This window comes from Corynebacterium sp. UMB0012, assembly GCF_030216265.1.
Classification (GTDB): Bacteria; Actinomycetota; Actinomycetes; order Mycobacteriales; family Mycobacteriaceae; genus Corynebacterium.
Genome location: NZ_JASOKQ010000005.1, coordinates 19,293 through 45,052, shown reverse-complemented (window position 1 = coordinate 45,052; position 25,760 = coordinate 19,293). Strand labels below are relative to the sequence as shown.

Genomic DNA, 25,760 nt, shown 5'->3' with positions numbered 1-25,760 from the left:
CCAGTACTTTACAGACGCCACTCGAGCCACATTCGCAACATGCGTAACAAGCTGGCATGTTCGAATAATTTCGAATCATTTCCGTCTCTACCAGCGTTTTTTAAGATTGCGCGGGCTGTTCGGGCGGGCTAACTTTTAACTCGTTGCCACGAGCGATTTCGAACGCAAGCATTTCAGCTTTCGGCGTGTCGCGGTTGGCAGTTGCAAGACGCCTCCCTCTCTAGGGCACAAGCGTCCCGAGACCATGCACAGCCATGAAAAGGACTTTAACTATGAAGCGCATGAACCGCGCACGCAAGAACGTGGCGCTGAGCATCGTTACGCTTGGCACCGTACTTGCTACCGGCACCACCGCTTTTGCTGCAGAGCCAGTGGCTAGCGTGGACGTATCAGACGGCTCTTCCGAGCCCACCGCTACCAATGTAGATAACGCCGGAGTGGTCGACGCCCTCGTTGGCCTCGCCACCACCTCGGTTGGCCTGCTCAACGGCGAGGCTACCCCGCAGGTAGATGGAAACGAATCCGGCGGCGTCAATATCGTCCTAGACCCGGGCACTGTACCGGGCCTGAAGGAAGCTTTCGCACCGCAGGGGAATCACTCCGGACTCACCACGAAGCGCGGCAAGGACTCCGCGGGCAATACCGTGGTCTTTCCTACCTCCGGCACGCTTACTTCTGGCTTCGGCCAGCGCTGGGGCACGATGCACAACGGCATCGACGTAGCTAACCCGGTGGGCACCCCGATTCTGGCGGTCATGGACGGCACCGTCATCAACTCCGGCCCGGCACAGGGCTTTGGCAATTGGATCCGCATCCAGCACGATGACGGCACCATCTCCGTCTACGGTCACATGTCGGCAGACCAGCTCAAGGTAAATGTGGGCGAGCGCGTGACCGCGGGTCAGGAAATCGCCGGCATTGGCAACGAGGGCCACTCCACTGGCCCGCACCTCCACTTTGAGATTCACCCAGGTGGAGGAGCACCCGTTGACCCAGTCTCCTGGTTCAACGAGCGCGGCATTACGGTCTAGAGCTTTTCCATCGGCACCCCGCCGATGAGCATCAGCCGGACCTTACCGGAAGAACCAAAATCCACGGTGACCGTGGCACGCTTACCGGAGCCGGACGTCTCAATGACAGTTCCGAGCCCGTACTTAGCGTGATTGACGCGGTCACCCACGGCAAGGTTGAGGTTATTGTTCTTAGGCATTGAGGTCGCCGCTGGCTTGCTAGTGCGTCGCGATGGGGAAGACGCAGCGCGCTGGCCACCGCGGGACCCTCCTCTGCCCCACCCAGACCAGTCGCGGCCGTAGGAACGACCATATTGGTAATCGTCCTCGCCCCACGCGCCGGTCAGGGAACTATCGGAGTCTTCGCGCCGCCAGTTGATGAGGTCTTCTGGGACCTCGCCGAGGAAGCGGCTGGCGGGATTAGTCACCGGATTGCCCCACGCCGAGCGCAAAATGGCGCGGGTAAGATACAACTGCTCGCGAGCGCGGGTAATGCCCACATAGGCGAGGCGGCGCTCCTCGCTTAGTTCCTTCGGGTCACCCAGTGAGCGCATATGCGGGAATTGGCCATCCTCCCAGCCGGTCAAAAAGACTACGGGGAACTCAAGGCCCTTGGCGGTGTGCAGAGTCATCATGGTGACCACACCGGTCTCGGAATCTGGGATCTGGTCAGCATCGGCCACCAGCGACACCTTTTCCAAGAATGCCTGCAGCGAACCGGGCGCGGCTTCGCCCTCCTCTACTAGCTCGGAGGGGTCCACTGCATCCGCACCGGATGCAGCAAGCTGGTTGGCCGCCTCCGAGGTGAATTCGCGCGCCACCGATACCAACTCGTTGAGGTTATCTAGACGCGCTCCGTCCTGCGGATCATTCGAATTTTCCAATTCCGCCTTGTATCCCGTGGCATCCAAAATGGCGGAAAGCAGCTCGCCCAAATCCGGTTGGCCGGTAACCTCATCGCGCATAGACGGGATCTGATTGCGGATACCCTCCATCATGTCGTTGAATTTGGTGACTGCGTTAATAGCCCGAGTACCAAGGCCAGGGACGTCGCCCCGGGGGACATCGGCAAGCGCCTTGCCAAAGCTAATGCCGTGGTTTTCCGCATGGAGGGCAATATGCCCCTGCGCCTTGTCACCAATGGCACGCTTGGGCACGTTGATAATGCGGCGCAGGCTTACCGTATCGTCCGGGTTATCCAAGATTCGCAGGTAGGCCACCATATCGCGGATTTCGCGCCGTTCATAAAAGCGCGTGCCACCCACCACCTTGTACGGAATTCCGGAGCGAATGAAGATATCTTCCAGCGCACGGGAGGCGTTATTGGTGCGGTACATGACCGCGATATCGGAATAGCTGCGGCCCTTATCCGCCAAGGAATCGATTTCAGAGGCGATGAACCGCGCCTCATCATGCTCATTATCGGCAACATAGCCTACGATCTGCTCGCCCTCACCGTGGGCGGTCCACAGGTTCTTCTCGCGGCGGTTCTCATTTTTTGCAATAACGGCATTGGCCGCGTTGAGAATGGTCTGTGTGGAGCGATAGTTCTGTTCCAGCAAGATGGTGTGCGCCTGCGGGTAGTCGCGCTCGAATTCCTGAATATTGCGGATGGTGGCCCCGCGGAAGGCATAAATGGACTGATCGGAATCGCCCACTACGCACAGCTCCGGCGCATCCGGACCGAGCTCTCCCCTACCCACGAGCGCAGCAACTAGGGCATATTGGGCGTGGTTGGTGTCCTGGTACTCGTCAATAAGCACGTGCTTAAAGCGCCGGCGATAAAAGTCCACCACCTGCTGGTGCTGGGTGAAAATCCGCACCACCTCACCGATGAGATCATCAAAGTCCACGGCATTGGCCGCGCGCAGGCGGCGCTGGTATTCGGCATATACCTGGGCCACGGTGGTCTCAAACGGGTTCTTGGTCTGCTGCGCCTTTTCCAGTGCGGATTCGGGCCCAATGAGTTCGTTTTTGTGGTTAGAAATCTGATTGGCCAGCACGCGCGGGGTGTACTTCTTCAGATCCAGCTGCAAGTCCTTGGCAATCATGGACAAAAGCCGGCGAGCATCATCGCCATCGTAGATGGTGAAGTTGGTATTAAGGCCTGGCACAAGCTGCGCGTTTTGGCGCAGGATGCGCACGCAGATGGAGTGGAAGGTAGATACCCACATGCGCTCAGCCACAGGGCCCACTAGCCCGCCCACGCGCTCCTTCATTTCCGCTGCGGCTTTATTAGTAAAGGTAATGGCGAGGATCTCCCACGGATTCACCCCGCGGTGGCGCATGAGATAAGCAATACGCCGGGTAAGCACGGCGGTCTTGCCGGAACCGGCGCCGGCCACGATGAGCAGCGGGCTGCCCGTGTGGGTAACGGCCTCAAGCTGCTGTGGGTTGAGGCCCTCGGTCAAGGCATCGGGGGATTCGGATTCCGAGCTCGCTGTGCGCGGTGCGCCGAAGCCGCCAAAGGGGCTTGGCGTGGGAGCGCCGCCGGTGGACGAGGAAGGGCTAAAAGGAGAGTTTTCGTTCATAATGCCTTCCAACCTACTAGCCCCACCGGACACGCCCCGTATCCGCCGTGCGAGCTGCTATTTCCTTTTGCGCGGGCGGGTGGCACAATATGGTCTTATGACCGCAGAAGATAACAAGGACATCGTCGATAACGGCCTGGACATCCGCACGCCTTCGGGTACGGATGATCCCCTATCTGATGCGGAGATCCAGCAGTATCGCGAAGAAATCAACCGCATGGACCGCATCATCTTGGATGCCGCCAAGCGCCGCACGGAAGTCTCTCAGGCTATTGGCCGCACCCGCATGAGCTCCGGCGGCACCCGCTTGGTCCACACCCGCGAGATCGCCATTTTGAATCAGTTCCGCGATGAACTTGGGGAAGAAGGCCCCACCATCGCCTCGGCGCTACTGCGGATGGGCCGCGGCCGCCTGGGTTAGCCGAATAATTACGACCCAGCCGATACTATGCAGTACCCTGAATTAGCATGAATGCAGTTCTCGTCGCCGTCATAGTCATGCTCGTGCTCGCCCTCCTGCGCGTGCATGTGGTGGTAGCGCTCTTCCTAGGAGCCATCGTCGGCGGGCTCCTGTCGGGCATGGGCCTCGATGCCACCATGGTCGCCTTCCAAGATGGCTTGGGCGGCGGCGCCAAGATTGCCCTGAGCTATGCCCTCTTGGGCGCTTTTGCCATGGGCGTGGCCTCGGCCGGGCTGCCACAGGTCCTAGCTAATTTCCTCATCCGCAAGCTCGGCGGCAGCGGCGAAGCAGACCCCAAGGCCGCCTTGGCCACCAAGTGGATCCTCATCCTCGGGCTCATCGCCATGTCCGTGATGAGCCAGAACCTCATCCCGGTCCACATCGCCTTCATTCCGCTCATCATCCCGCCGCTACTTACAGTGATGAATAAGCTGCGCTTGGACCGCCGGCTGATTACTACCTGCCTGACCTTCGGCCTTATCACAACCTACATGTTCATTCCGGTGGGCTTTGGCTCCATCTACTTAAATGACATCCTGCTTTTTAATATCCAGCAGGCAGGGCTTGATACCTCCGATATCAATATCATGCAGGTCATGGGCGTGCCGGCGCTCGGCATGCTCGCCGGCCTACTCATCGCCATTTTCATTAGTTACCGCAAACCGCGCGACTATGAAAACCTGCCCATCGCGGCTGAGGAGCATCAAGAGACCCCCTCTGCCTATAAGGTGTGGGTTTCCGTCGTGGCCATCATTGCCACCTTTGCGGTGCAGATTGTCATGCAGGCGCTCGACTTCGAATCCGATGGCCTCATGGTCGGTGCGCTGACAGGCTTGGGAATTTTGCTGCTTACCGGCGCGGTGGATTGGAAGCACGCGGACGATGTCTTTACCAATGGCATGAAGATGATGGCGCTCATCGGCTTCATCATGATCACCGCCCAGGGGTTCGCCTCGGTCATGACGGCGACCAATGAGGTCGGCCCGCTGGTGGATGCCACGGCCAACCTCTTTGGCACCAATAAGGTCCTTTCCGCCGGCGCGATGCTCGTGGTGGGCTTAGTGGTCACCATGGGCATCGGCTCTTCCTTTTCCACCTTGCCCATCATCTCCGTTATCTATGTGCCGCTGTGCATGTCGTTGGGCTTTAGCCCCGCGGCCACCGTGGCGCTTATTGGCACCGCAGGCGCGCTTGGCGACGCCGGCTCTCCCGCCTCCGATTCCACCCTCGGCCCTACCGCGGGCTTGGGCGCGGATGGCCAGCACGACCACATCCGCGACTCGGTCATTCCCACCTTCATTCACTTCAATATTCCGCTGCTTATTGCCGGCTGGGCAGGCGCGCTCATCCTCTAAGACGGCCCGACGCGGTAGTGCTTTCTGGACTACGGTGGGAGGGGTACATGTTGCCAATGCGCTAGTTGCCAGAAAGGCCTACCACCATGGATATCACCGCATCTGCCCAGTGGAGCGAGCTCGCGAAGGTTTATGAGGAGAAAAAGGACCTCAACCTCCGCGAGCTTTTTGCCGCCGATGCAGACCGCGCCCGCAACTTCACCTTCGACGCCGCCGGGCTGCACGTCGATCTGTCGAAGAACCTTATCGACGGGGACATCGTCAAGCAGCTGGTTGAGGTAGCCAAGGCCGCCGACCTTGAGGCCCGCCGCGATGCCATGTTCGCCGGCGAGCACATCAATAACACCGAGGACCGCGCCGTGCTGCACACCGCACTGCGCATCCCTGCCGAAGATGACTTGAGCGTTGACGGCCAGGACGTCGCCGCCGATGTCCACGAGGTCTTAGGCCGCATGCGCGATTTCGCCACCGCGCTGCGCTCCGGCTCGTGGCTCGGGCATACCGGCCACACCATCAAAAAGGTAGTCAATATCGGCATCGGCGGCTCTGACCTTGGTCCGGCCATGGCGGCCAAGGCGCTGCGTTCCTATGAGGTCGCTGGCATCTCCGCCGAGTTCGTCTCCAACGTGGACCCGGCCGATATGGCCGCCACGCTCGATGGCCTCGATGCAGAATCCACCCTGTTTATCATCGCCTCCAAGACCTTTACCACCCAGGAGACGCTGACCAATGCGCACGCCGCGCGCCGCTGGCTCATCGAGCAATTCGATGGTGACGAGTCCGCCGTGGCCAAGCACTTCGTCGCCGTGTCCACCAATGCGGAGAAGGTAGCCGAGTTCGGCATCGATACCGAGAACATGTTCCCGTTCTGGAACTGGGTCGGCGGCCGCTACTCCGTAGATTGCGCCATCGGCCTATCCCTCATGTGCACCATCGGCCCGATGGACTTCATGCGCTTCCTCGAGGGCTTCCACGCCATGGACGAGCACTTCCGCACCACCCCGCTGGAAGAAAACGTCCCGGCGCTCATGGGCCTCCTCGGCGTGTGGTACACCAACTTCTTCGGCGCCCAGACCCACGCCGTGTTGCCCTACTCCCAGGACCTCGGCCGCTTCCCGGCCTACCTGCAGCAGCTGACCATGGAATCCAACGGCAAGTCCGTGCGCCGCGATGGCACCGCGGTTGCCGCCCCGTCCACCGGGGAAATCTACTGGGGCGAGCCGGGTACCAATGGCCAGCACGCCTTCTTCCAGCTCATGCACCAGGGCACGCGCCTCATCCCGGCGGACTTCATCGGGTTCGCCCGCCCGAAGCAGGACTTCCCCACCGCCGATGGCTCTGGTTCCATGCATGATCTGCTCATGGGCAACTTCTTTGCCCAGACCAAGGTGCTGGCCTTTGGCAAGACCGCAGAAGAAATCGCGGCCGAAGGCGTAGACGAGGCCATCGTGCCGCACAAGGTCATGCCGGGAAACCGCCCGACCACCACCATCCTGGCTGAGGAGCTGACCCCCGCCGTGCTCGGCGCGCTCATCGCCCTCTACGAGCACATCGTGTTCACCCAGGGCATTATCTGGGATATCAACTCCTTTGACCAGTGGGGCGTGGAGCTGGGCAAGCAGCAGGCTAATGACCTAGCTCCGGCCGTCTCCGGCGCTCAGGCCGCCGATTCCGGTGACCAGTCCACCGATGAGCTCATCGGTTGGTACCGCTCCAACCGCTAAAGGCCCACTTTAGCCGCGTTATCCCCTCCCGCACACTAAGCGGGGTGGATAACGCGGCCGCTTTTTGGCCTCTTTCGGCCCCCGCAATGCAAAACAAGCACGTTCTGCCCAAAATCAAGGCGAAATTGGGCGAAACGTGCTTGTTTGTCAGCGGAATGCGGTTTAGAGCTTGACCATCGGCTCCCAGCCGAATGGGATGTGGTCAGAGTCCACAATCTTGCGGCCGAAGGGGAAGCAGGTCACCGGAATCATCTTCAGGTTGGCCAGCGCGGCCGGGATGCCCACGATGGTCACTACCTGTGCCGCCGCGGTGGTGACGTGGCCAATGGCCAGCCATAGGCCGGCGACCACGAACCAGACGATGTTGGAGAAGGTGGACATGGAGCCGCTGCCCTTTACCGGCTGCACCACCGAGCGGCCGAATGGCCACAGGGCGAAATTAGCCATGCGGAACGAGGCCACGCCCGCTGGAATGGTGACGATAAAGATACAGGCGATAATGCCAAAGAGGAAGTAGGCCAAGGCTAGGAGGTACCCGCCGGTGATGAACCAAATGATATTGAGAAGGGTACGCATAGTCCCCACCCTAGCGGGCTACGCCGCGGGGTGAAGCGGCTGGCAGTGCGGGCACCACCAGATGATGCGCTCGAGTTCGCCTTCGTCGCCGCCTTGGTCCACGCCGCCGAGCGCGCCCTTGGTAATGAACGTGCCGCAGCGGCGGCAGCGCTTGCGATTGCGCCCGAAGACATAGGTGGTCTCCCCGGCGCGGCGCACGCCGGTGGTCACGCGCACCGGGGAGGTTCGGTTGGCCCACATGATGCGCCGGGAAATATCGAGGATGCGGGCGGTATCGACCTCGGCTACCGGCGTGGCTGGGTGCACGCCGGCCAAGAAACACGCCTCGGCGCGGTATTCATTACCGATTCCCGCAACGACCTTCTGGTCGAGCAGCGCCGCACCAATGGCACGCTCGGGCCGGGAGTTGAGCCGGCGCAGGGCTTCCTCGCGGTCCCAGTGGGGGTCGAGGATATCCGGACCGAGATGGGCGATGCGCTGGTGGTAGTGGTCGGCGGGGTAGATGTCCACGAAGCCCAACTGGTGGCCGACGACCTCGATATCGCGCGGGGAATTGGCCAGCTGCAGCACGATGCGGGCGGTATGCCCAGGCTTGCGCCAGCGATCGCCTACGTAGTGGATGGCCCAAGTGCCTTCCATCTTGAGGTGGGTGTGCACAATGGTCTGGTCGAATTGCATGAACAGGTGCTTGCCATAGGGCCAGACGCGCTCGCACACCATGCCATCGAGGTGAACGGTGGCGTAGCGCGGCACGCGCACGGAACAGCCGGTGACCTCGCGGCCGGCCATAAACTGCAGTCGATTGGATAGCTGCAGGACGGAATCGCCTTCGGGCATAACACCTCCTGTGGATCTTTAGCGGCGGTACCCGCCGCGCGGGCGGAAACCACCATTATTGCGCGGAGCGGGCGGTGGATCATCAAAGCTGAGTTCTTCGATGGCCTCTGAGGCCCGGCGGCCTGCACGCGGGGTACGGGGAGCGGCGGCGCGAGCAGAGATGCGCACGCCCTTCGGCGTAATCCCGGCGCCGGCTTCGCGCAGGTGGGCCGCCACATCGGTTTTATGGATGGGGCTGCCATTGCACTTTTCGACGACCAACGGGGACAACACTCCCCTTGCCACCATGTCCGTGAGCGCGGAAACCACGCGGGGATAGACCTCGGCGGGGTCGATGCCGTCGGGCAGCGATTCGATAAAGGTGGTGAGGGTTTTGCCGCCGCGGGTGAGGTGGGCGATGGGCAGGCCGTCGATAAGCACCACCAGCGCACCGGCCGAGCGCGTGGGACCGCCGGTGGCCTTGCCGTCGGCGTCGTCGCGCTGCGGCCAGGGCAGGGCCGCGCCGTAGGGGTTGGCCGGGTCGCAGGCGGCGAGGACATAAGTCTCGGGCTCGGTGGCGCCAGAGGGCCAGCCGGTCACGTCCGGGGAATCGGCCAAGCCGCGCAGGCGGTCGATAATGGCGGGCGTGGAAAATTGGGCGGCGCCGAGCCCGTCGATGACGTAGCCGCGCATGGCTTTGCCAGATTCCTCGAAGCCGGAGAGCACCTTATAGGCCAGCGCGAAACCGCCGAGCACGTCCTCGGCCACGACGGAGCCGCGGGTGAGCACGCCGTAGCGGTCGAGCCAGGCCTCGCCATGGGCGACGGACCGGGAGGTGGCATCGGTGGCGGCTGGTACCGCGAGCGACCACCGGCCCATGACATCGGGCGGGGTCTGCGCCGCCGCGGCGTTCTGCGCTTGGGCGAAGGAGGTGCGCCCCATGCGCAGGCGCGAGCGGGTAGGCCGGCGCTTCGAGCGGTGCGCGGTGCGACCTGAGCGCGAGCCACCGGAAGACAACCGGGTACGCAATGGGGCGAAGGAATCGGGGCTTACCAAGCCCATCTCCACTAACCCCCAGAGGGCCTCGCGGGTTTCCTCGGTGGTGCCGGGGGCCTCGGCGGCGATATCGGCAAAGAGGAAGCCACCGCCGCGACCGAGGACATCGAGGATGGCGCGCTGCAGCATGCTGACACCTTCGGCATCGGTTTCCGGGGCGAGTTGGGCGGCATAGTCCGAGGGCAGCAGCATGATCCAGGGGTCGGCCGCACCGGCCTTGCCGGCGCCTAGGATGAGCACCTCGCCATTGGAGGTGAGCTCATCGAGCATGGTGGGCGAATAATCCCCCACGCGGGCGGGTAGGATGAGCGATTCCCACGCGGAGGCGGGCAGGCGCACCCCGGCGAGCTGCTCGATGACGGAAAAGACGCCATCCGCTCCGCGCAGGGCGGGGTGCTTGCCGGCCGGGGCGATGCTATGCCACTCCGGCAAGAAGCGGGCGAAGGTAGCGCCCGAGACCGGCTCGGTGGCAGCCCTAGCTGCGGCGAGCGAGCGCGAGCGAATCGTCTTCAGCACCGCGGCGGCGCAGTACTCCTGCTCCTCCACCCCCTGGCGGTATCGGCCTTCTACTACCCCATCGAGAGCGCCGAGGACGGTGTGCGCGGCGGAGACGGAAATGCCGAATGCCTCGGTGAGATCGCGCAGCACAAACGGACCGCGGGTGCGGGCCCAGCGCGAGACCAGCTGCGGTAAGGCATCGGAAATGGTGGCCACCTGGGCGGGGATGCCGGGAGGAACGGGGATACCCAGGGCGTCGCGAAGCAGGGGTGCGTCCTGGGCCTGGGCTAGGTGCTCGCGCCCGCCAATGCGCACGCGCATGATCCGGGTGCCCAGTTTGTCCAGGGCGGATAGCGGGACGTCGGTGTGCGCTCCCAGCTCGTCTACGGGAATCGGACCGAGCACGCGCAACAGGTCCGCAACCTCCTCGATGGTGCGGGCCCGGCGCGCGGGATCGGTGCGCTGGAGCTGGGAATGGACCTCGGCGATGATCTCCGGATCGAGCAGCTCACGCAGCTCTACCGTGCCCAGCAGCTTGGCTAAAAGCGCTGGGTCGAGGGCTAGGGCGGCCGCGCGCTTTTCCGCCAGCGGGGAATCGCCCTCGTACATGAACGCGCCGGTGTAGTTAAATAGCAGCGAGGAGGCGAAAGGCGAAGGCTGCTCGGTGGTGACCTCCGCGATGCGGATGCGCCGGTGGCCCAGCTCCCGCATGACCTCCGTGAGCGCAGGAACGTCGTAGACGTCCTGGACGCACTCGCGCACCGTCTCCAAGATGATGGGAAAGGACGGGTACTTGCGGGCAACGTCCAAAAGCTGCTCGGCGCGCTGGCGCTGCTGCCACAGCGGCGCGCGCTTGCCGGGATTGCGCCTAGGCAAAAGCAGCGCGCGGGCCGCGCACTCGCGGAAGCGGGAGGCAAAGAGCGCGGAATTGCCCACTTGCTCGGCCACGATATCGGCAATCTCATCGGCATCGAAGGCGAAGATGGATCCATCGGGCTCGGATTCTGCCTCCGGCAAGCGCAGCACGATGCCGTCATCGCCGGCCACCGCCTGCGGGTCCATGCCGGTGCGCTCGCCTACCCGGGCGCCTACCGCAAGTGCCCACGCGGAGTTCACCGGCCGGCCAAGCGGGGTATGCAGCACCACGCGCCAGTCACCCAGCTCATCGCGGAAGCGCTCGAGCACTAGTGTCTTTTCATCCGGGATGACACCAGTGGCCTCGTTCTGTTCCTGCAGATAGGCCACGATATTGGAGCGCGCATTATCATCGGCATCCGCAATGATCTCCGGCGAGGAAAAGACCTCGCGGCGATACTCACCTAGCGCCTTGCCCAACTCATAGGGTCGGCCCGCGCCATCGCCATTCCAAAACGGCAGGCGCCCGGTATGCCCCGGTGCGGGCGTGACCAACACCTGATCGCGAGTGATGTCCTCGATGCGCCAACTGGTAGCGCCCAGGGTGAAAACATCGCCCACTCTGGACTCATAAACCATCTCCTCATCCAGCTCGCCCACCCGGCGCGGAGCACCACCGGAGCCCTCGCCCGAACCGGTATAGAGGAATACGCCAAACATGCCCCTATCCGGAATCGTGCCACCGCTGGTCACGGCCACGCGCTGGGCGCCAGGCCGCGCGGTCATCACTCCCGTCACTCGGTCATAGACCACACGGGGTTTAAGTTCCGCAAAGTCTGTGGACGGATACACACCGCTTACCAGGTCCAGCACGGAGTCATAGACTTCCCGCGCCAGATCGCGGTAGGGCCAGGCCCGGCGGACCATCTCGTACCACTCATCGGCATCGAGCCCGTCCTCGCCGGCCGCGGCCACGGCCGCCACTGTCTGCTGCGCCAGCACGTCCAGCGGGTTGCGCGGGGTATGCATCTCCTCGATGAGGCCGGCGCGCATGCGCGCTACCGTCAGCGTGGACTGCACCAAATCCGCGCGATGTTTGGGATAAAAGGAGCCGTGCGATACCGCGCCCACAAAGTGCCCAGCGCGGCCCACGCGCTGCAGGCCGGAGGCCACCGAGGGCGGCGATTCCACCTGCACCACCAGCTCCACGGCACCCATATCGATGCCCAGCTCCAGCGAGCTCGTGGCCACCACGGCCTTGAGCGTGCCCTCCTTCAGCATGGTCTCGGTCATCGCGCGCTCGTCCTTGGACACCGAGCCGTGGTGGGCACGGGCGATGACGGCTGGGGCCTTGCCGGCGACGTCGACCTGTTTCATCAGCTGGGCTGGGTCGCGCCGAGTCTCAGGCGAGAGCGAATCCGGATCGTGCTCGGCCGCATAGAGCTCGTTGAGCCGGCTGGTCAGCCGCTCGGCTGTGCGGCGGGAGTTGACAAATACCAGCGTGGAGCGATGCGCCATGATTTCCGCATAGAGGTCATCCTCAATAAACGGCCAGATGGACTTGGCCGTGGGCAGCGCGGATTCATCCACGGAAGGAGAGCTGATGCCAATCGCATCATCCACCGTCATCTCCCCAATGGTGGAGCCTTGCTCCGGCGTGGGGAGATCGGACATATCCTCCACCGGCACATGCACGTCCAGCTGCCACTTCTTCTCCGCGGCCGGTGCCACAATTTCCACCGGCCGGTTGCCGCCCAAGAAGTTTGATACCGCAGACAGCGGCCGCACGGTGGCGGAAAGTCCAATGCGCTGGAAGTCTCCTGCCACCTGCTGCAGGCGCTCCAAAGTCAGAGCCAGATGCACGCCGCGCTTGGTGCCAGCCAGGGCATGAATCTCATCGATGATGACGGTATCCACCGTCTTTAAAATCCCCGACGCCTTGGAGGTCAGCATCAAATAGGCTGACTCCGGGGTGGTAATCAAAATATCCGGCGGCTTGCGCACCTGCCGCGCACGCTCCGCGGAAGGCGTATCGCCCGAGCGCACGCCTACCGATATATCCGGCACCTCCAGCCCTAGGTTCTCCGCAGTGCGCGCGATGCCGGTCAGCGGGGCGCGCAGGTTATTTTCCACGTCTACGCCCAGCGCCTTCAGCGGAGAGATATACAGTACCTTCACCCCGGCTGCGGATCCAGCAGTCCCTGACCCCACCGGCAGCGCCAGCTGCCCGTCGCGCTCGACCAAATTATTCAGCGCCCACAAGAACGCGGCGAGCGTCTTACCGGAGCCGGTAGGGGCCACCACAAGGGCGTGCTCACCGCGGGAAATCTTCTCCCAGGCCTGCGCCTGCACGGCGGTAGGAGCAGCAAATACATCCCTAAACCACAGCGCTACTTGGGGCCGGAAGCGGTCGAGGATGTTTTCTGGCATGCCCACACTCTAGTCCGCGTTGTAATGTGGGCACCATGACCGTCGAGATTTCTGATTCCCGCCTGACCAATTCCCTCGCCCAGGGCTGCGGTGAGATCCTTAAGGGTGTGCGCAACGGGGGCCTGCTGCGGGGCCTTTCGCTTGGCGACGCCGGCGATGAAGCCGCCCAAGAATGGATCGCCCGCGTCCTCGAGCAGCACCGTCCCCAGGACGGCATGCTCTCTGAGGAAGCCTCCGATGACCTTGCCCGCTTGAAGAAGGACCGCGTATGGATCGTGGACCCGCTCGACGGCACCAAGGAATTCGCCACCGGCCGCCAGGACTGGGCAGTGCACATTGCCCTCGTAGAAAATGGCACTCCCATCCACGCGGCGGTGGGCCTGCCGGATCTCGGCGTTACCTTTAAGTCCTCGGACGTCCGCGCGGTCACCGGCCCGCTTTCTAAGAAGTTCGTCATCTCCCGCAACCGCCCGCCCAAGGTAGCCGGCTACATCGCGGAGAAGATGGGCTATGAGACTGTGGGCGTCGGCTCCGCGGGCGCGAAGGCCATGCACGTGCTGCTAGGCGATTATGACGGCTATATCCACGCCGGCGGTCAGTACGAGTGGGATCAGGCCGCTCCGGTGGGCGTCGCTCAAGCCTCCGGCCTGCACTGCTGCCGCCTCGATGGCTCCGAAATCCGCTTCAATAATGAAGACACCTTCATCCCAGATATCCTCATCTGCCGCCCCGAGCTCAAGGATGAAATCTTGGAGCATGCCCAGGCCTTTGCCGCGGAGCACGGCGGATTCTAAACTAGTGCGCATGATTGAGACCCCGTATGAGGATCTGCTGAAGAAGGTCCTAGAGACCGGCACCCCCAAAGGCGATCGCACCGGCACCGGCACGCGTTCTATTTTTGGTGCGCAGCTGCGCTATAACTTGGCCGAGTCCTTCCCGCTGCTGACCACCAAGAAGGTCTATTTCCACGCGGTGCTGGGCGAGCTGTTGTGGTTCCTCAAGGGCGAGTCCAATATCAAGTTCCTGCAGGACAACAAGGTCCGCATCTGGAATGAGTGGGCGGATGATAACGGCGAGCTAGGCCCGGTCTACGGCGTGCAATGGCGCTCCTGGCCCACCCCGGACGGCCAGCACATTGACCAGATCCAGCAGGCGCTCGACACCCTCAAGAACAACCCGGATTCCCGCCGCAATCTGGTCTCCGCGTGGAACGTCGCGGAGCTCGACAAGATGGCGTTGATGCCCTGCCACCTGCTCTTCCAGCTCTACGTGGCCGATGGCACCTTGTCCATGCAGGTCTACCAGCGCTCGGCCGATATGTTCTTGGGAGTTCCCTTCAATATCGCCTCCTACGCGGCGCTGACCCACATGTTTGCCCAGCAGGCCGGCCTCAAGGTGGGCGAGCTCATCTGGACCGGCGGCGATTGCCATATCTATAACGACCACGTGGAGCAGGTCAAAGAGCAGCTTTCCCGCGAGCCGCGCCCCTACCCGCAGCTTCACCTCACCAAGGCGAAAGACATGTTCTCCTATGACTTCGCCGATTTTGAGATTGAAGGCTACGATCCCCACCCCACCATCAAGGCGCAGGTGTCCGTTTAATGTTGGGCGCAATCTGGGCGCAGTCTCTGGACGGCATCATTGGCGATGGCGAGCAGATGCCCTGGCACGTGCCGGAGGATCTCAAGCACTTTAAGGACGTGACCATGGGCGCGCCGGTCATCATGGGCCGCAAGACCTGGGAGTCCCTCAACCCCAAGTTCCGCCCGCTTCCCGGCCGCGGGAACTACGTGCTCTCCTCCCGCGTCCCCGGCCAGTGGTCCGCCGGCGCGCAGGTGCTTACCGCAGTGCCCTCGCTTTCCGACGCCTGGGTTATCGGCGGCGGCCAAATCTACACCGCCACCTTGGACCAGGTCGACCGCATTGAGGTCACCCTCATGGGCGTCAATATCGGTAGCACCTACGGCGATAAGTCCATCTACGCCCCCGCCATCCCCGATGAGTTTGGGCTTGCCCACAGCACCGATTGGCTCACCTCTGCCAAAGGCCACCTGGCCCTGCCCGACAAAGAAGCCAGCGATCTTCCTATCAAGTACCGCTTTTTAACCTACGACCGAAAGGATGCAGCCTAATGACTGTACAAACCCCCGAAACCACCGCTGACGTCACCATCTTCTACGCGGACTGGTGCCCCTTCTGCGCCAAGCTCATCAAGAACCTGGACCGCACCGAAACCCCGTACGCGCTTGTCGACGTCGAGGGTGACAACACCGACGACATCAACGCCTGGATCGAATCCGTCAACGACGGCAACCGCATCATCCCCACCGTCCTGTACTCCGACGGCACCCACGAGACCAACCCACCGGCCTCCTCCGTGCGCAATAAGCAGAAGGAATTGGCCGAAAGCTAAGCCACACCCCAGCCATTTCGGGGCACTCCTGCCCCACTGCTATGATTAGCCAAGTTGCACCCGCAACCCCGCCCCAGTAGCTCAGGGGATAGAGCACGGCTCTCCTAAAGCCGGTGTCGGTGGTTCGAATCCACTCTGGGGCACAATGTGAAGTCTCGAGACATCGTTCCTATGGTGTCTCGAGACTTTTCATTTCATGGCGTCCGAATTCTTGCTTGCTGACCTTCGAACACCACGCAACACTTCAAGTGTTACAGCGAATTCGCTTCCATTTGCTCGCGTTTCACGAACCCGATCCAGGAATTGCTCTGATCCGCGTTGACTAAAAGTTTCAGGTATCGACGACCTCAATCCTCAACTAATTGGGTCGATTCGATCAACCGCTTTCCAAAATAGTTCGGGGTCTTTGCTTCCTTTATATCCAGCCTTTGAACCATCAAACCGCCGTAAATTTCCTGGAGAAAACTTTGCTGATTGAGCACTGGAAGAAACAATGATTCGGTCTTTATTTAACTCGGGGCGATCCAACGTCAGGTCCCAATCCTTCACTGATCTCGTCAGGAAAATAAAGGCACCATTCTTGAGCGCACTGTCCAAAAGTTCACGAGAATAAGAGGTACTCGGCAGCCGATTAGCGGCAGACACCAGACCGTTGGGTTTACTTTCCGAGTGGTACGGAAAGTACTCAATAACTGCAAACTTCTTCCGCAAAAGGCGGTAAGCCCGCTCAGGCGAATAATCGTCGTATTGCTCAACAACCTTCTTGACTTTGCGCAATCCAAAATCCTTTAGCTCACGGACCTCCTCACGAGCTTTGCGTGAGCTCAGTACTAAATGAAGTAGTTTGTACTTCGCTCTATTCTCCCCGATGCACTCAAGCTTCCCCTCACTGTCCTCAGCACCGAAGTACCAAGTATGCGGAGAACTATATAGATCTTCCCCATCGTCTCCGAAATTTGGTGTTGGCTCTGCCCAATACATTTCGCGGTTGTGCCCGTGCAGATTGCCTAAGATTCGTTCATGCATAGGCTCAAAAGCCCTATAGTCGCTTGATCGCTTCTTATCAGGTCGATCCTTAGGACTGGCCCCCGGATTCAATTGAAGTGCGACAAGTGCTGCGGTAGTTGGATCACCAATTACTGGTTCAGGCAAAACATCTAACCGCAATTGCCGCTTTGGGTCGGTAATTTTCTTTCGGTAATCATCAATGACCTCTTGGTCTACCTGAGCTACAAACTCTTCGCGACCGTCGGCATTAGTTCTGACTTCTCTGTCTTCTTCTATGGCTTCCCAAGGGTTCTGCATGTTCTAAAAGTAGCTCTCACCTGCTTCTATCTCAACCCTTTTAAACAACACAAGATCCGGCCGTCCAAACTCCTGTTTATGAAGAGATACACAAAACGGCTCTTACGTAATTTGGACAAATCCAAAACTTGGAGCGTGGAAAACCTCCGAGATCGGGAACCTTGAATCCTATGTCATCACCACCCGAGTAGGCCTGTCGATAGAAGAACAAAGGGTTCAGAACTCTAAGATTACAGAGGAAGATACCTAGCCCTAAGCCAGAAAGACCCTGCATAGTGAGCACCGCTGAGCTAAATCAGTCCGTCGTGTGGAACACCGCCGACAAGTACCTGCGCTCCATCGTCGAGCCTGAGGACTACGGCGATTACATCCTGCCGCTAACTGTGCTACGCCGCCTCGAGTGCATCTTGGCTCCCACCAAGGACAAGGTTGTAGAACTGGCCACCAAGCTCAACGCCGAAGGGATGAGCGAGGCCTACCTGGATTGGGAAGTAGAGTCGCAATTTGGCCTGTCTTTTTACAACACCTCACGACTGGATCTCACCCGCATCGCGGAGACCGACGACCACGTGCTCGACTCGCTCATGGACTACGTAGGTGCGTTTTCTCAGTCCGTGCGCGACATTTGGGATGCCTTCGACTTCGGGGTCAAGATGAGCACCCTCGATCAGGCCGGCCGCTTGTGGCCAGTGATTAAGCACTTCTCCACCATCGATATGTCAGTCGAAGCACTGCCGGACGCACAGATGGGCGACCTGTTCGAGCACGTCATGTACCGCGCGTTCAACACGAAGGGCAAGGCCGCGGGCGCCTTCTACACCCCGCGTGACGCGATCCGCCTCATGGTGGACATCCTGTTTGCCTCCGATGACCTTGGCCTGACCTCCCCCGGCGCGTCGCGCACCGTCTACGACCCCACCGCAGGCACGGGCGGCATGCTACTGGTAGCTGAGCACGCGTTGAAAGAGCTTAACCCCAACATTGAAGTCAATCTCGCAGGCCAAGAGCTCATGCCCACCGGCTATGCCATCGGCAAGGCTGACCTGCTCATTCAAGGTGGTGAGCCAGACGCAATCCGCCACGGTGACACCTTGCTCACTGACCTATATGAGGGCGAACAGTTCGAGTACATCCTGTCCAACCCGCCGTTTGGCTCCGACTGGTCGGTGCAGCAGTCCGCAGTCAAGGAGCAGGCCAAGGTACCTGGCTCCCGCTTTAGCCATGGCCTTCCTACCAAGAGCGATGGCCAGATGCTGTTCCTCTCCCACGTGGCTTCCAAGCTCATGCCTGCAGGTAAAAACGGGTCTGGTGGTCGTGGCGCGGTGGTGTCCAACGGCTCGCCGCTGTTTACTGGCAGCCCCGGTTCAGGCCCTGACCAGATCCGCGCATGGCTGCTAGAAAGCGACCTGGTGGACGCAATTATCCAGCTGCCCACCAACATGTTCTACGGCACCGGTATCTCCACCTACGTGTGGATTCTAGATACCAACAAGGAAGACCACCGTAAGGGCTTTGTGCAGCTTATTGACGCCTCCGAGTGCTGGTCTGTCCCAGACAAGGGCCTGGGCGATAAACGCCGCGAGATGCGCGAAGCGGACCGAAACAAGGTCCTGCAAGCCTACAGTGACTTTGCCGATAGTGAGATGTCCAAAGTCCTCACTCCGGACGATTTAGGCTTTCGAGATGTGAAAGTCACTAAGCAGGCTCGCCTAGGAGTTCACGTCACCGACGAAGCAATTGCTGAGGTATTGGAGCACAAGCAAGCCGTGGCAGGTCACGCCAACGTAGTACGCGCAATGGCTCACACTTCCTACAACGACCTGCCGGACGCGCTCAAGGCCGCGGCCAAGGAGCATGGCGTAAAGATGCCCGCCACGCTTATCGACGCCATCTCCAAGGCCATCGCCGTCCCCGACGCAGACGCGGAGCCAGCAGTAGACCGCAAGGGAAACCCGGTTCTTGACCCGTCGTTCACCATGACCGAGCGCGTGCCCCTTACCGAGGACATCGACGAGCACATGCAGCGCGAGGTAATCCCATTCGCGCCCGAGGTCACCTGGGACGTAGACAAAGCCGTCACCGGATATGAGATTCCGTTTAAGCGCGTGTTCTACAAGCCTGAACCCGTGCGCTCACTAGCCGAAATCGACACTGACGTAGCCGAGGTTATGGGCCGACTCATGGAGAAGTTTGGGCAGGTGAGGAAGTAATGACTAAGTCCACACGTGTGCGCTTCCTTGCCGACTTGGTGACCGGATATCCGTTTAGCTCGGATGATTTCAGCAACGAACCACGCGAAAACGATATCCCCCTCGCCAGAATTCGAGACATAAAAAGTTCCGAATTCACCACATTTATCGACCGAAATAAGGTTCCAGATGAAGTTGTCATTCAAAACGGTGACCTCGTTATTGGAATGGACGGCGACTTTAATTCCACAATTTGGGGCAAAGGCCCAGCGGCACTCAACCAAAGAATGTGTTTGCTGCGGTCTTCTGATAGTAAGACCCTCCGATTTATTTCCTACGCCATCCCTGACCAGCTGCAAATAATCAATGAATTTACCTATTCGACGACCGTCAAGCATCTCTCTTCTGAGCAAATTTTAGGACTTCCACTTCCCGACCTAGATCTACAGCAGCGCCATGCCATCGCTGACTTCCTCGACCGCGAAACCGCCGAGATTGACGGAATGCGCGCCGATTTGGACGCGATGGAGCGGCTGCTGACGGAGCGACGGGCAGCAATTATTTCAGAGGCAGTGAACGTCCAATACGGCCAAGTTCTGCCAGGTGAGGAAGAAAAGGGGATCCACAAGTGGATAGGTTCAGTTCCTAATGAGTGGCCGACTGCGGCGCTTTGGATTCTGGGACAAAGAACTAACGATAAGAACGACGGTTTAAAAGAGAAAAACCTGCTGTCTTTGTCCCATGGAAGCGTCATTAGAAAGGACATCAAAGACAAAACCGGCCTTACACCTGCATCGTATGAGACTTATCAAATAGTGGAACCGGGTGACATTATCTTCCGATTCACTGACCTCCAGAACGATCATCGCTCACTCCGTTCAGCATTGGTGACAGAACGAGGAATAATGACTTCTGCTTACATCAACTTTCGGCCGGATACTTCAAAAGTACATCCCGATTTCCTGGCGTATTTCATGCGTGCGATGGATCAGGCAAAGATCTTTTATGAAATGGGCACGGGAGTTCGTCAGACTTTGAATTATGAAGAGTTTTCTCGGCTTGAAGTTCCAGTTCCGCCACTTCTCACCCAGCTCGCCATGGCTGACCTCCTAGACCGGGAGACCGCTGAGATTGACTCAATGTTATCGGACATCACGAAGTTGCGGGACTTGCTTGCTGAGCGTCGCGCAGCTCTGATTTCTGCGGTGGTGACTGGCCAGATTGATATTCCCGTCTCCTCTACTGACAAGGACGAAGTTCATGCCTAAACGTGACATTATGCGCGAAGAGCGCCTGGAAGAAACTATCTGCGAGTCGCTGAAAGCCAGCGGCTGGATCTATGAGCCAGGGATGAAGGACACCGGCTGGAACGAACGTCTTGGCCTGTTTCCGGCTGATGTGCTCCACTGGCTGGAAACCCAGTACCCCGAGGACTACGCCAAGGCCGTGCCGCAGGACGCGACCGAAGCAACACGGGAGAACGCGAAGAATTTGCTGCTGGAATATGTAGCCAAGCGGCTAGAGTCCACAACCCGTAAGGACGCACAGACCGGGCGTATCCGCGGCGGTTTGTTGGGAACGCTGCGCGAAGGCTTTAAGTACGCGCAGACTAACGCGCGCTCGGCAACCTTTGGCCCCATGGTGGCATTCCCACCGGCCAACCTATTGAGTGTGACTGCAGCCAAGCGTGCGGAAGAGAACCGCCTACGCATTATCCGCCAGGTGCATTTCGATGCCGATAGCAATGAGACGCTGGATCTCGTTGCCACGGTTAACGGCATTCCAGTCGCCACGTTTGAGCTAAAGACGGACAACACCCAATCCGTGACGCAGGCAATGAAGCAGTATCGCGAGGATCGTGTGCCCTCGAAGAACCGCCGGGTACTGCTGCCAGGCCGCGCGCTTGTGCATTTCGCGGTCTCGAATGACGAGGTCTACATGACCACGGTGCTCAAAGGCGAGGAAACTGGGTTCCTGCCGTTTAACCAAGGACATGACGGAGCAGGTGGTAACCCGCCAATCGCAGGCAAGTCCGCGACTTCCTACCTATGGGAGCAGGTATTGCAACCTCGGCTCCTTCTACGCATCTTGAGCGACTTCGCAGTGTGGGAGCCGGACTCTAAGTCCAAGCGTGGAACGCAAGGCAAACTTATTTTCCCGCGCTTCCACCAGCTGCGTGCGGTGGAGCGGGTGACCACCGACGTCGCCAAGCGCGGCGCAGGCGGTCGCTACCTCATCGAGCACTCCGCTGGCTCCGGCAAGACCAAGACGATTGCATGGCTGGCCCATCGCTTGATTAGGCAGGTAGCCGAAGACGGAACTAAGACTTTTGATTCCGTCATCGTCGTTACTGACCGCACTGCACTAGATACCAATATCCGCCAAGACATGCAGGCGCTCGCGGCTTCACGCGGCCTAGTGGTCTCCGTGGGTGAAAACTCCGGCTCGAAGTCACCACAGCTACAGCAGGCATTGGTTGAGGGCGGCCACATCATTACCTGTACGTTGCAGACATTCCCGTATGTACTCTCGCTCCTTGATAATGACCCGGATATTCAAGGACGCAATTGGTGTGTGATTGCAGATGAAGCTCACTCCTCACAAACCGGCTCCTCCGCCTCAGCGCTGCGTGAACTGCTGGCCGAGGTCGATGCGGATGAGACCGAGGAATACACCGCCGATGACTTGCTAGAGCTGCGCCAGGAAGCAGTTGCTAATGCTTCCAATATGACGTTCGTGGCGTTTACTGCCACCCCTAAGGGAAAGACCCTGCGCCTGTTTGGCTCACAGACCCCGGACGGTCACTACGTCGCCTTCGACACGTATCCCATGGGCCAGGCTATTGCCGAGAACTTCATCATGGACGTGCTCACCAACTACTCCACCTACACCATGTGGGCGGAGGTCCGCGATGAATTAGGCCGGACCGAGGAGGTGGACCAGTCTGCCGCAGTCACGGACATGGTGCGCTTTGTCCGCCTGCATCCGACCTCCATTGCCCAAAAGGTTGAGGTGGTTGTAGAGCACTTCCGCCGCAACGTTGCCCACCACCTTGATGGCCAGGCCCGTGCCATGGTGGTGACCTCCTCGCGCAAGGCAGCAGTGCACTGGTCCCACGAGATGAACCGCTACATCACCGCGAAAGGCTACGGGTTCCATTCGCTGGTGGCGTTCTCCGATTCCGTAAGCATGGAAGACGAGCCGGAACCAGTGACCGAGGTAAGCCTCAACGGCGAATCCGACGTGGAACGCGCGTTTAAAGACGATAACCTGTCTTACCGCGTGCTCATTGTGGCGAATAAGTTTCAAACCGGCTTCAACGAGCCTCGTCTGTGCGCGATGTACGTGGACAAGCACCTCTCTGGTGTGGCAACGGTGCAAACCCTGTCACGACTGAACCGAATCTATCCGAAGAAGCCCGCGCCGATGGTGGTCGATTTCGTCAACGATCCCGAGCTCATTGAGGCTGACTTCAAGCGCTACTACCAAGGTGCATCGATCGATACCGACATTGACCCGAACTCGCTGCACACGCTAGCCGACGAACTCGATACCGCCGGTTATTACGATCCCGACGAAATGAACAAAGTCGCCGAAGCCTATATGGCCGGCGAAGATTCGGAAAAACTCCGCGGTGCCGCTGACGCCATCCTTAGCCGCTGGCGCGCCGACCGCAAGTCAACCGACAAGGATTCCGTCGAACACGCGAAGGACTTCAAGGCTCACGTACTGAAGTATCGGCACGCCTATGAGTTCCTATCGCAGATCATTGCTTACGCAGATGCCGATGTATCTCGCCGCGCCATGTTGTGTAGCGTTCTGGAGCCGAATCTGCATGTTACAGAGAACGTCGAGGACGAAGATTTCCTAACTGGCGTCACGTTGGCTGGCGTTGCCATTGCCCAAGGCGAAGTCGAAGAAGATCACCGCGTTTCCGATACCGAACCAGAACCGCTCAAGGTACCGGAGTTCACGGTCCGACTCGGCGAGCCCCAAACTCCGTTGCGCAGTGCCTTCGATGAAGCTGTTGAGAAGGTCAATGACCTGTTCTCACTCGCCGGAGTCGACGTCGATAGCAGCGAAACCGGACAGATGATTGTCGCCGCATGGGGAACCCTCTCCAAGCAGCCGGTTGCGGTAAAGCTCGGCAAGGAAAACACCAAGGAGCAGCTAAAGCGCTCCAAGAAGTTCAAGACCGAAGCCACGCGCGCGATCTTTAGCGGCATTGAACAACGCAAGCAGCGCGATGCTCTGGTATCTAGCGACCGCAACGTCCTCGAGAGCCTGGTCGAGGCCTTGGCTAATATCATGGCGTCGGCGAACGAAACAGGGCAGCTGGAAGAAGACTAATAGAAGGGGTAGCCCGGCGGAAGTATCTAATCGTGAGCTTTCCGCTGGTCCGGTGACCTTTCGAGTTTCAGAGCTTGTCTATTGATTCACCCCTACGAAAAGGTCGATGTTGCTTGAGGCTCCGTCCATTTAAGCGATTCGCGCTCTACAGCATCGCCCTGACTCACAGCATGGTCTACCTGCAGCGCACCGACAAATCCCAAAGCTAGGAATGCGGTGATAGCAAGAAGGGAGTAGCCATCGGCGTCAGTATGATTGCTGGCAGTGCTACACCAACAATAGTGCCGTCCAAGACGATAACGCCGAGGCCGACGGAGAGAACCGCGAGATCTATCCAGTCTCGCCGAGTAGGCGCTGCAGCCTTTTCAGCGTCAGCCTCGGTCATCGTTAGTCACTTGCTACAGCTTGAGACTTTGCTTCTTGGGTCTCGCTAATGGCATTGCCAAGCGCTGCAATGAATGCGATTAGGCCCACCGTGATGAGGATGTGTCCAAGACCAGCGATACCAGAAATCATTGCAGAGGACTCCTCCCCTAGTACGGTCAGACACCCGTGCCAGATCATGACGCCAACAGTGATGACCACGCCGACGTTATAGAGCCAGAAGAACGCATTGAACTGACCGCGGCTGCGCGAAAGGCCAAAGACCTTCTCCAATACCAAGAAGATAAGACTCATCATGAAACCGAGCGCTAGCAGGTGAGTATGCGCCACACTTAGCTGAGTGAACTCACCCGAGGGGAAATCATTAGCCCGCGTGAATTCTCGATAAAACACGCCAGCGCCCAAGCCCAACACGAGGTAGAAAATAGATGCCCAATACAAAGCTTTCAAGGTCATTCTCCTTCCCAACCGCTGCCACGGCTGGATTAGCGATGGATCAAATACTCTAAGGACTCATCTTTCTACATTCGTCCCCATTTTGAATCACGGGGCTGGTTGAAGCTGCAATCAACCAGTCGGTTGACTGTTTGGCCTATTAGATAAAGAGGGCGCCGACCCTCGTTAGGGATTTCATCAATAACCACCGCATCCTCCAAACACCCGCTCAAGGAGCCTAAAAATTTACTGCACGTTTACATCGATCCCAAGTTTTCTTAACTTCAGTGCAGTTAGATTGATGTTCCTGATCACTACTCTCTCTGGAGGAACTCCCACGATGAAGTCGAAGCACACTTCTCTCTCTGCCATAGCCCTTGCTTCAACCGTCCTTCTTACTTCGTGCGGCGAGCCTGCGTCCGACCAGGAAGATTCACACGCGACCAGCGATTCAACCTCCATAACCGTCTATACCTCCGAACCAGAAGAAAAGGTCGATGAGATCAATGCGGCCTTCAATGAGGAATACCCCGATATCGAGGTCAATGTATACCGCGCTGGTACCGGTGATTTGAACGCCCGCATCTCTTCAGAGAAGCAATCTGGCGACATTGAAGCGGATGTTTTCTGGGCGGCCGATGCACCTACCTTTGAAAATTACGCCGAGGATGGTGACCTCATCGAGCTTGCCGATGTCGATTCCGATGACATCATCGACGAAGCCAAGGACGACGAGAATTTTTATGTTGGCACGCGCATTATTCCTACGGTAATTGCTTATAACACCGACGAAATCGCAGAAGGCGATGCCCCGACCTCGTGGGCGGATCTCACCGATCCGAAGTACAAGGACAAACTCGTCTTGCCTAACCCAGCAGTCTCCGGTGCAGCGGCATTCAACGCCTCTGCGTGGAAGAATAATTCAGACCTCGGAGAAGCGTGGATCGAAGATCTGGGCAAGAATTCCCCGATGATCGCAGAGTCCAATGGCCCTACCTCCCAAGAGATCGCCTCCGGTTCCAAGCCCGTGGGCGTGGTTGTCGATTACCTAATCCGCGACCTCGCGGATAAGGGGTCCCCAGTTGCCCTCGCCTACCCCACCGAAGGATCACCGTATATTTCTGAGCCCGCGGGCGTATTCAAAGACTCCAAGGCACAAGAAGCAGCACAGAAATACATCAACTTCCTGCTTTCAAAGAAGGCACAAGAAATCGCCGTCGAGCAGTCGTACCTCCCAGTGCGTGAGGACGTGGGAACCCCAGCGGACACCCCTGAACTCACAGACATTGAGCTCATGGACCAGGACTTGGGGAAAATCACCCAGGATAAAGACGCCGCCGTCGAGGTATTCCAAAAGGCAGTGTCTTCCTAGT

The 25,760-nt window shown here is 59.5% G+C and carries 19 protein-coding genes and 1 tRNA gene; 13 read left to right on the top strand and 7 right to left on the bottom strand.

Going from position 1 to position 25,760, the window contains the following annotated elements:
- Positions 1–272: 272 nt before the first annotated feature.
- Complete coding sequence (locus QP324_RS03725; RefSeq protein WP_284814549.1) at positions 273–1,031, top strand: M23 family metallopeptidase; 759 nt, start codon at positions 273–275, stop codon at positions 1,029–1,031.
- Here QP324_RS03725 and pcrA read toward each other — a convergent pair.
- A complete protein-coding gene (pcrA, locus tag QP324_RS03720) occupies positions 1,028–3,541 on the bottom strand; it encodes a DNA helicase PcrA (protein WP_284814548.1) in 2,514 nt (837 codons plus the stop codon). The genes QP324_RS03725 and pcrA overlap by 4 nt on opposite strands.
- Before the next feature lie 97 nt (positions 3,542–3,638).
- On the opposite strand from pcrA, the gene QP324_RS03715 reads away from it, so the two are divergent.
- The 3 genes from QP324_RS03715 (at position 3,639) to pgi (ending at position 7,080) form a co-directional block, all read left to right on the top strand.
- Positions 3,639–3,962: a chorismate mutase gene (locus tag QP324_RS03715; RefSeq protein ID WP_023021988.1), complete on the top strand. Its 324-nt coding sequence runs from the start codon at positions 3,639–3,641 to the stop codon at positions 3,960–3,962.
- A 47-nt stretch (positions 3,963–4,009) separates the two neighbouring features.
- Positions 4,010–5,356: a Na+/H+ antiporter family protein gene (locus QP324_RS03710; protein WP_284814546.1), complete on the top strand. Its 1,347-nt coding sequence runs from the start codon at positions 4,010–4,012 to the stop codon at positions 5,354–5,356.
- Positions 5,357–5,442: 86 nt separating this feature from the next.
- Positions 5,443–7,080 carry a glucose-6-phosphate isomerase gene (pgi, locus tag QP324_RS03705; RefSeq protein ID WP_284814543.1) on the top strand — a complete coding sequence of 546 codons (1,638 nt, stop codon included), beginning with the start codon at positions 5,443–5,445 and terminating at the stop codon, positions 7,078–7,080.
- A 162-nt stretch (positions 7,081–7,242) separates the two neighbouring features.
- On the opposite strand, the gene QP324_RS03700 is transcribed toward pgi, so the two are convergent.
- From QP324_RS03700 to QP324_RS03690, 3 genes are read right to left on the bottom strand one after another with little or no spacing between them, the layout of a single operon-like run.
- On the bottom strand, positions 7,243–7,656 hold the full coding sequence (locus QP324_RS03700) for a YccF domain-containing protein (protein ID WP_284814542.1): 414 nt from the start codon (positions 7,654–7,656) through the stop codon (positions 7,243–7,245).
- Positions 7,657–7,674: 18 nt separating this feature from the next.
- Positions 7,675–8,493, bottom strand: coding sequence for a DNA-formamidopyrimidine glycosylase family protein (locus QP324_RS03695; protein WP_284814540.1), 819 nt, complete (start codon positions 8,491–8,493; stop codon positions 7,675–7,677).
- Between the two features lie 18 nt (positions 8,494–8,511).
- Positions 8,512–13,311, bottom strand: coding sequence for an ATP-dependent helicase (locus QP324_RS03690; protein ID WP_284814538.1), 4,800 nt, complete (start codon positions 13,309–13,311; stop codon positions 8,512–8,514).
- A gap of 35 nt (positions 13,312–13,346) precedes the next feature.
- Here QP324_RS03690 and QP324_RS03685 point away from each other — a divergent pair, with 35 nt between their 5' ends.
- The 5 genes from QP324_RS03685 (at position 13,347) to QP324_RS03665 (ending at position 15,867) form a co-directional block, all read left to right on the top strand.
- Positions 13,347–14,105 carry a 3'(2'),5'-bisphosphate nucleotidase CysQ gene (locus QP324_RS03685; protein ID WP_239279221.1) on the top strand — a complete coding sequence of 253 codons (759 nt, stop codon included), beginning with the start codon at positions 13,347–13,349 and terminating at the stop codon, positions 14,103–14,105.
- On the top strand, positions 14,068–14,913 hold the full coding sequence (locus tag QP324_RS03680) for a thymidylate synthase (RefSeq protein WP_284814535.1): 846 nt from the start codon (positions 14,068–14,070) through the stop codon (positions 14,911–14,913). Before QP324_RS03685 ends, QP324_RS03680 begins: the two co-directional genes overlap by 38 nt.
- Complete coding sequence (locus QP324_RS03675; RefSeq protein ID WP_284814534.1) at positions 14,913–15,443, top strand: dihydrofolate reductase; 531 nt, start codon at positions 14,913–14,915, stop codon at positions 15,441–15,443. Before QP324_RS03680 ends, QP324_RS03675 begins: the two co-directional genes overlap by 1 nt.
- Entirely contained in the window at positions 15,443–15,724 is a 282-nt protein-coding gene (locus tag QP324_RS03670) for a glutaredoxin domain-containing protein (protein ID WP_200436020.1), read from the top strand. The genes QP324_RS03675 and QP324_RS03670 overlap by 1 nt, the downstream gene beginning before the upstream one ends.
- 70 nt (positions 15,725–15,794) lie before the next feature.
- Positions 15,795–15,867 (top strand) — tRNA-Arg (locus QP324_RS03665).
- Between the two features lie 211 nt (positions 15,868–16,078).
- Here the strand turns inward: QP324_RS03665 and QP324_RS03660 are convergent.
- A complete protein-coding gene (locus tag QP324_RS03660) occupies positions 16,079–17,029 on the bottom strand; it encodes a hypothetical protein (protein WP_284814532.1) in 951 nt (316 codons plus the stop codon).
- A gap of 275 nt (positions 17,030–17,304) precedes the next feature.
- On the opposite strand from QP324_RS03660, the gene QP324_RS03655 reads away from it, so the two are divergent.
- From QP324_RS03655 to QP324_RS03645, 3 genes are read left to right on the top strand one after another with little or no spacing between them, the layout of a single operon-like run.
- Positions 17,305–19,239: a class I SAM-dependent DNA methyltransferase gene (locus QP324_RS03655; protein ID WP_284814530.1), complete on the top strand. Its 1,935-nt coding sequence runs from the start codon at positions 17,305–17,307 to the stop codon at positions 19,237–19,239.
- Complete coding sequence (locus QP324_RS03650; protein ID WP_284814528.1) at positions 19,239–20,486, top strand: restriction endonuclease subunit S; 1,248 nt, start codon at positions 19,239–19,241, stop codon at positions 20,484–20,486. The genes QP324_RS03655 and QP324_RS03650 overlap by 1 nt, the downstream gene beginning before the upstream one ends.
- Positions 20,479–23,568, top strand: a complete 3,090-nt coding sequence (locus tag QP324_RS03645) for a type I restriction endonuclease subunit R (protein WP_284814527.1) — start codon at positions 20,479–20,481, stop codon at positions 23,566–23,568. The genes QP324_RS03650 and QP324_RS03645 overlap by 8 nt, the downstream gene beginning before the upstream one ends.
- Before the next feature lie 205 nt (positions 23,569–23,773).
- Here QP324_RS03645 and QP324_RS03640 read toward each other — a convergent pair whose 3' ends face one another.
- Both QP324_RS03640 and QP324_RS03635 read right to left on the bottom strand, forming a co-directional pair.
- On the bottom strand, positions 23,774–23,953 hold the full coding sequence (locus QP324_RS03640) for a hypothetical protein (RefSeq protein ID WP_284814668.1): 180 nt from the start codon (positions 23,951–23,953) through the stop codon (positions 23,774–23,776).
- A 2-nt stretch (positions 23,954–23,955) separates the two neighbouring features.
- Positions 23,956–24,408: a DUF2871 domain-containing protein gene (locus QP324_RS03635; protein ID WP_284814525.1), complete on the bottom strand. Its 453-nt coding sequence runs from the start codon at positions 24,406–24,408 to the stop codon at positions 23,956–23,958.
- 319 nt (positions 24,409–24,727) lie between these two features.
- Here QP324_RS03635 and QP324_RS03630 point away from each other — a divergent pair, with 319 nt between their 5' ends.
- On the top strand, positions 24,728–25,759 hold the full coding sequence (locus tag QP324_RS03630) for an ABC transporter substrate-binding protein (RefSeq protein WP_284814523.1): 1,032 nt from the start codon (positions 24,728–24,730) through the stop codon (positions 25,757–25,759).
- The last annotated feature ends 1 nt before the right edge of the window (position 25,760 follow it).

Coding starts and splice junctions, on each gene's coding strand:
- QP324_RS03725 (WP_284814549.1), top strand. CDS start 273: ATGAAGCGCATGAACCGCGCACGCAAGAACGTGGCGCTGAGCATCGTT.
- pcrA (WP_284814548.1), bottom strand. CDS start 3,541: ATGAACGAAAACTCTCCTTTTAGCCCTTCCTCGTCCACCGGCGGCGCT.
- QP324_RS03715 (WP_023021988.1), top strand. CDS start 3,639: ATGACCGCAGAAGATAACAAGGACATCGTCGATAACGGCCTGGACATC.
- QP324_RS03710 (WP_284814546.1), top strand. CDS start 4,010: ATGAATGCAGTTCTCGTCGCCGTCATAGTCATGCTCGTGCTCGCCCTC.
- pgi (WP_284814543.1), top strand. CDS start 5,443: ATGGATATCACCGCATCTGCCCAGTGGAGCGAGCTCGCGAAGGTTTAT.
- QP324_RS03700 (WP_284814542.1), bottom strand. CDS start 7,656: ATGCGTACCCTTCTCAATATCATTTGGTTCATCACCGGCGGGTACCTC.
- QP324_RS03695 (WP_284814540.1), bottom strand. CDS start 8,493: ATGCCCGAAGGCGATTCCGTCCTGCAGCTATCCAATCGACTGCAGTTT.
- QP324_RS03690 (WP_284814538.1), bottom strand. CDS start 13,311: ATGCCAGAAAACATCCTCGACCGCTTCCGGCCCCAAGTAGCGCTGTGG.
- QP324_RS03685 (WP_239279221.1), top strand. CDS start 13,347: ATGACCGTCGAGATTTCTGATTCCCGCCTGACCAATTCCCTCGCCCAG.
- QP324_RS03680 (WP_284814535.1), top strand. CDS start 14,068: ATGCCCAGGCCTTTGCCGCGGAGCACGGCGGATTCTAAACTAGTGCGC.
- QP324_RS03675 (WP_284814534.1), top strand. CDS start 14,913: ATGTTGGGCGCAATCTGGGCGCAGTCTCTGGACGGCATCATTGGCGAT.
- QP324_RS03670 (WP_200436020.1), top strand. CDS start 15,443: ATGACTGTACAAACCCCCGAAACCACCGCTGACGTCACCATCTTCTAC.
- QP324_RS03660 (WP_284814532.1), bottom strand. CDS start 17,029: ATGCAGAACCCTTGGGAAGCCATAGAAGAAGACAGAGAAGTCAGAACT.
- QP324_RS03650 (WP_284814528.1), top strand. CDS start 19,239: ATGACTAAGTCCACACGTGTGCGCTTCCTTGCCGACTTGGTGACCGGA.
- QP324_RS03645 (WP_284814527.1), top strand. CDS start 20,479: ATGCCTAAACGTGACATTATGCGCGAAGAGCGCCTGGAAGAAACTATC.
- QP324_RS03640 (WP_284814668.1), bottom strand. CDS start 23,953: ATGACCGAGGCTGACGCTGAAAAGGCTGCAGCGCCTACTCGGCGAGAC.
- QP324_RS03635 (WP_284814525.1), bottom strand. CDS start 24,408: ATGACCTTGAAAGCTTTGTATTGGGCATCTATTTTCTACCTCGTGTTG.
- QP324_RS03630 (WP_284814523.1), top strand. CDS start 24,728: ATGAAGTCGAAGCACACTTCTCTCTCTGCCATAGCCCTTGCTTCAACC.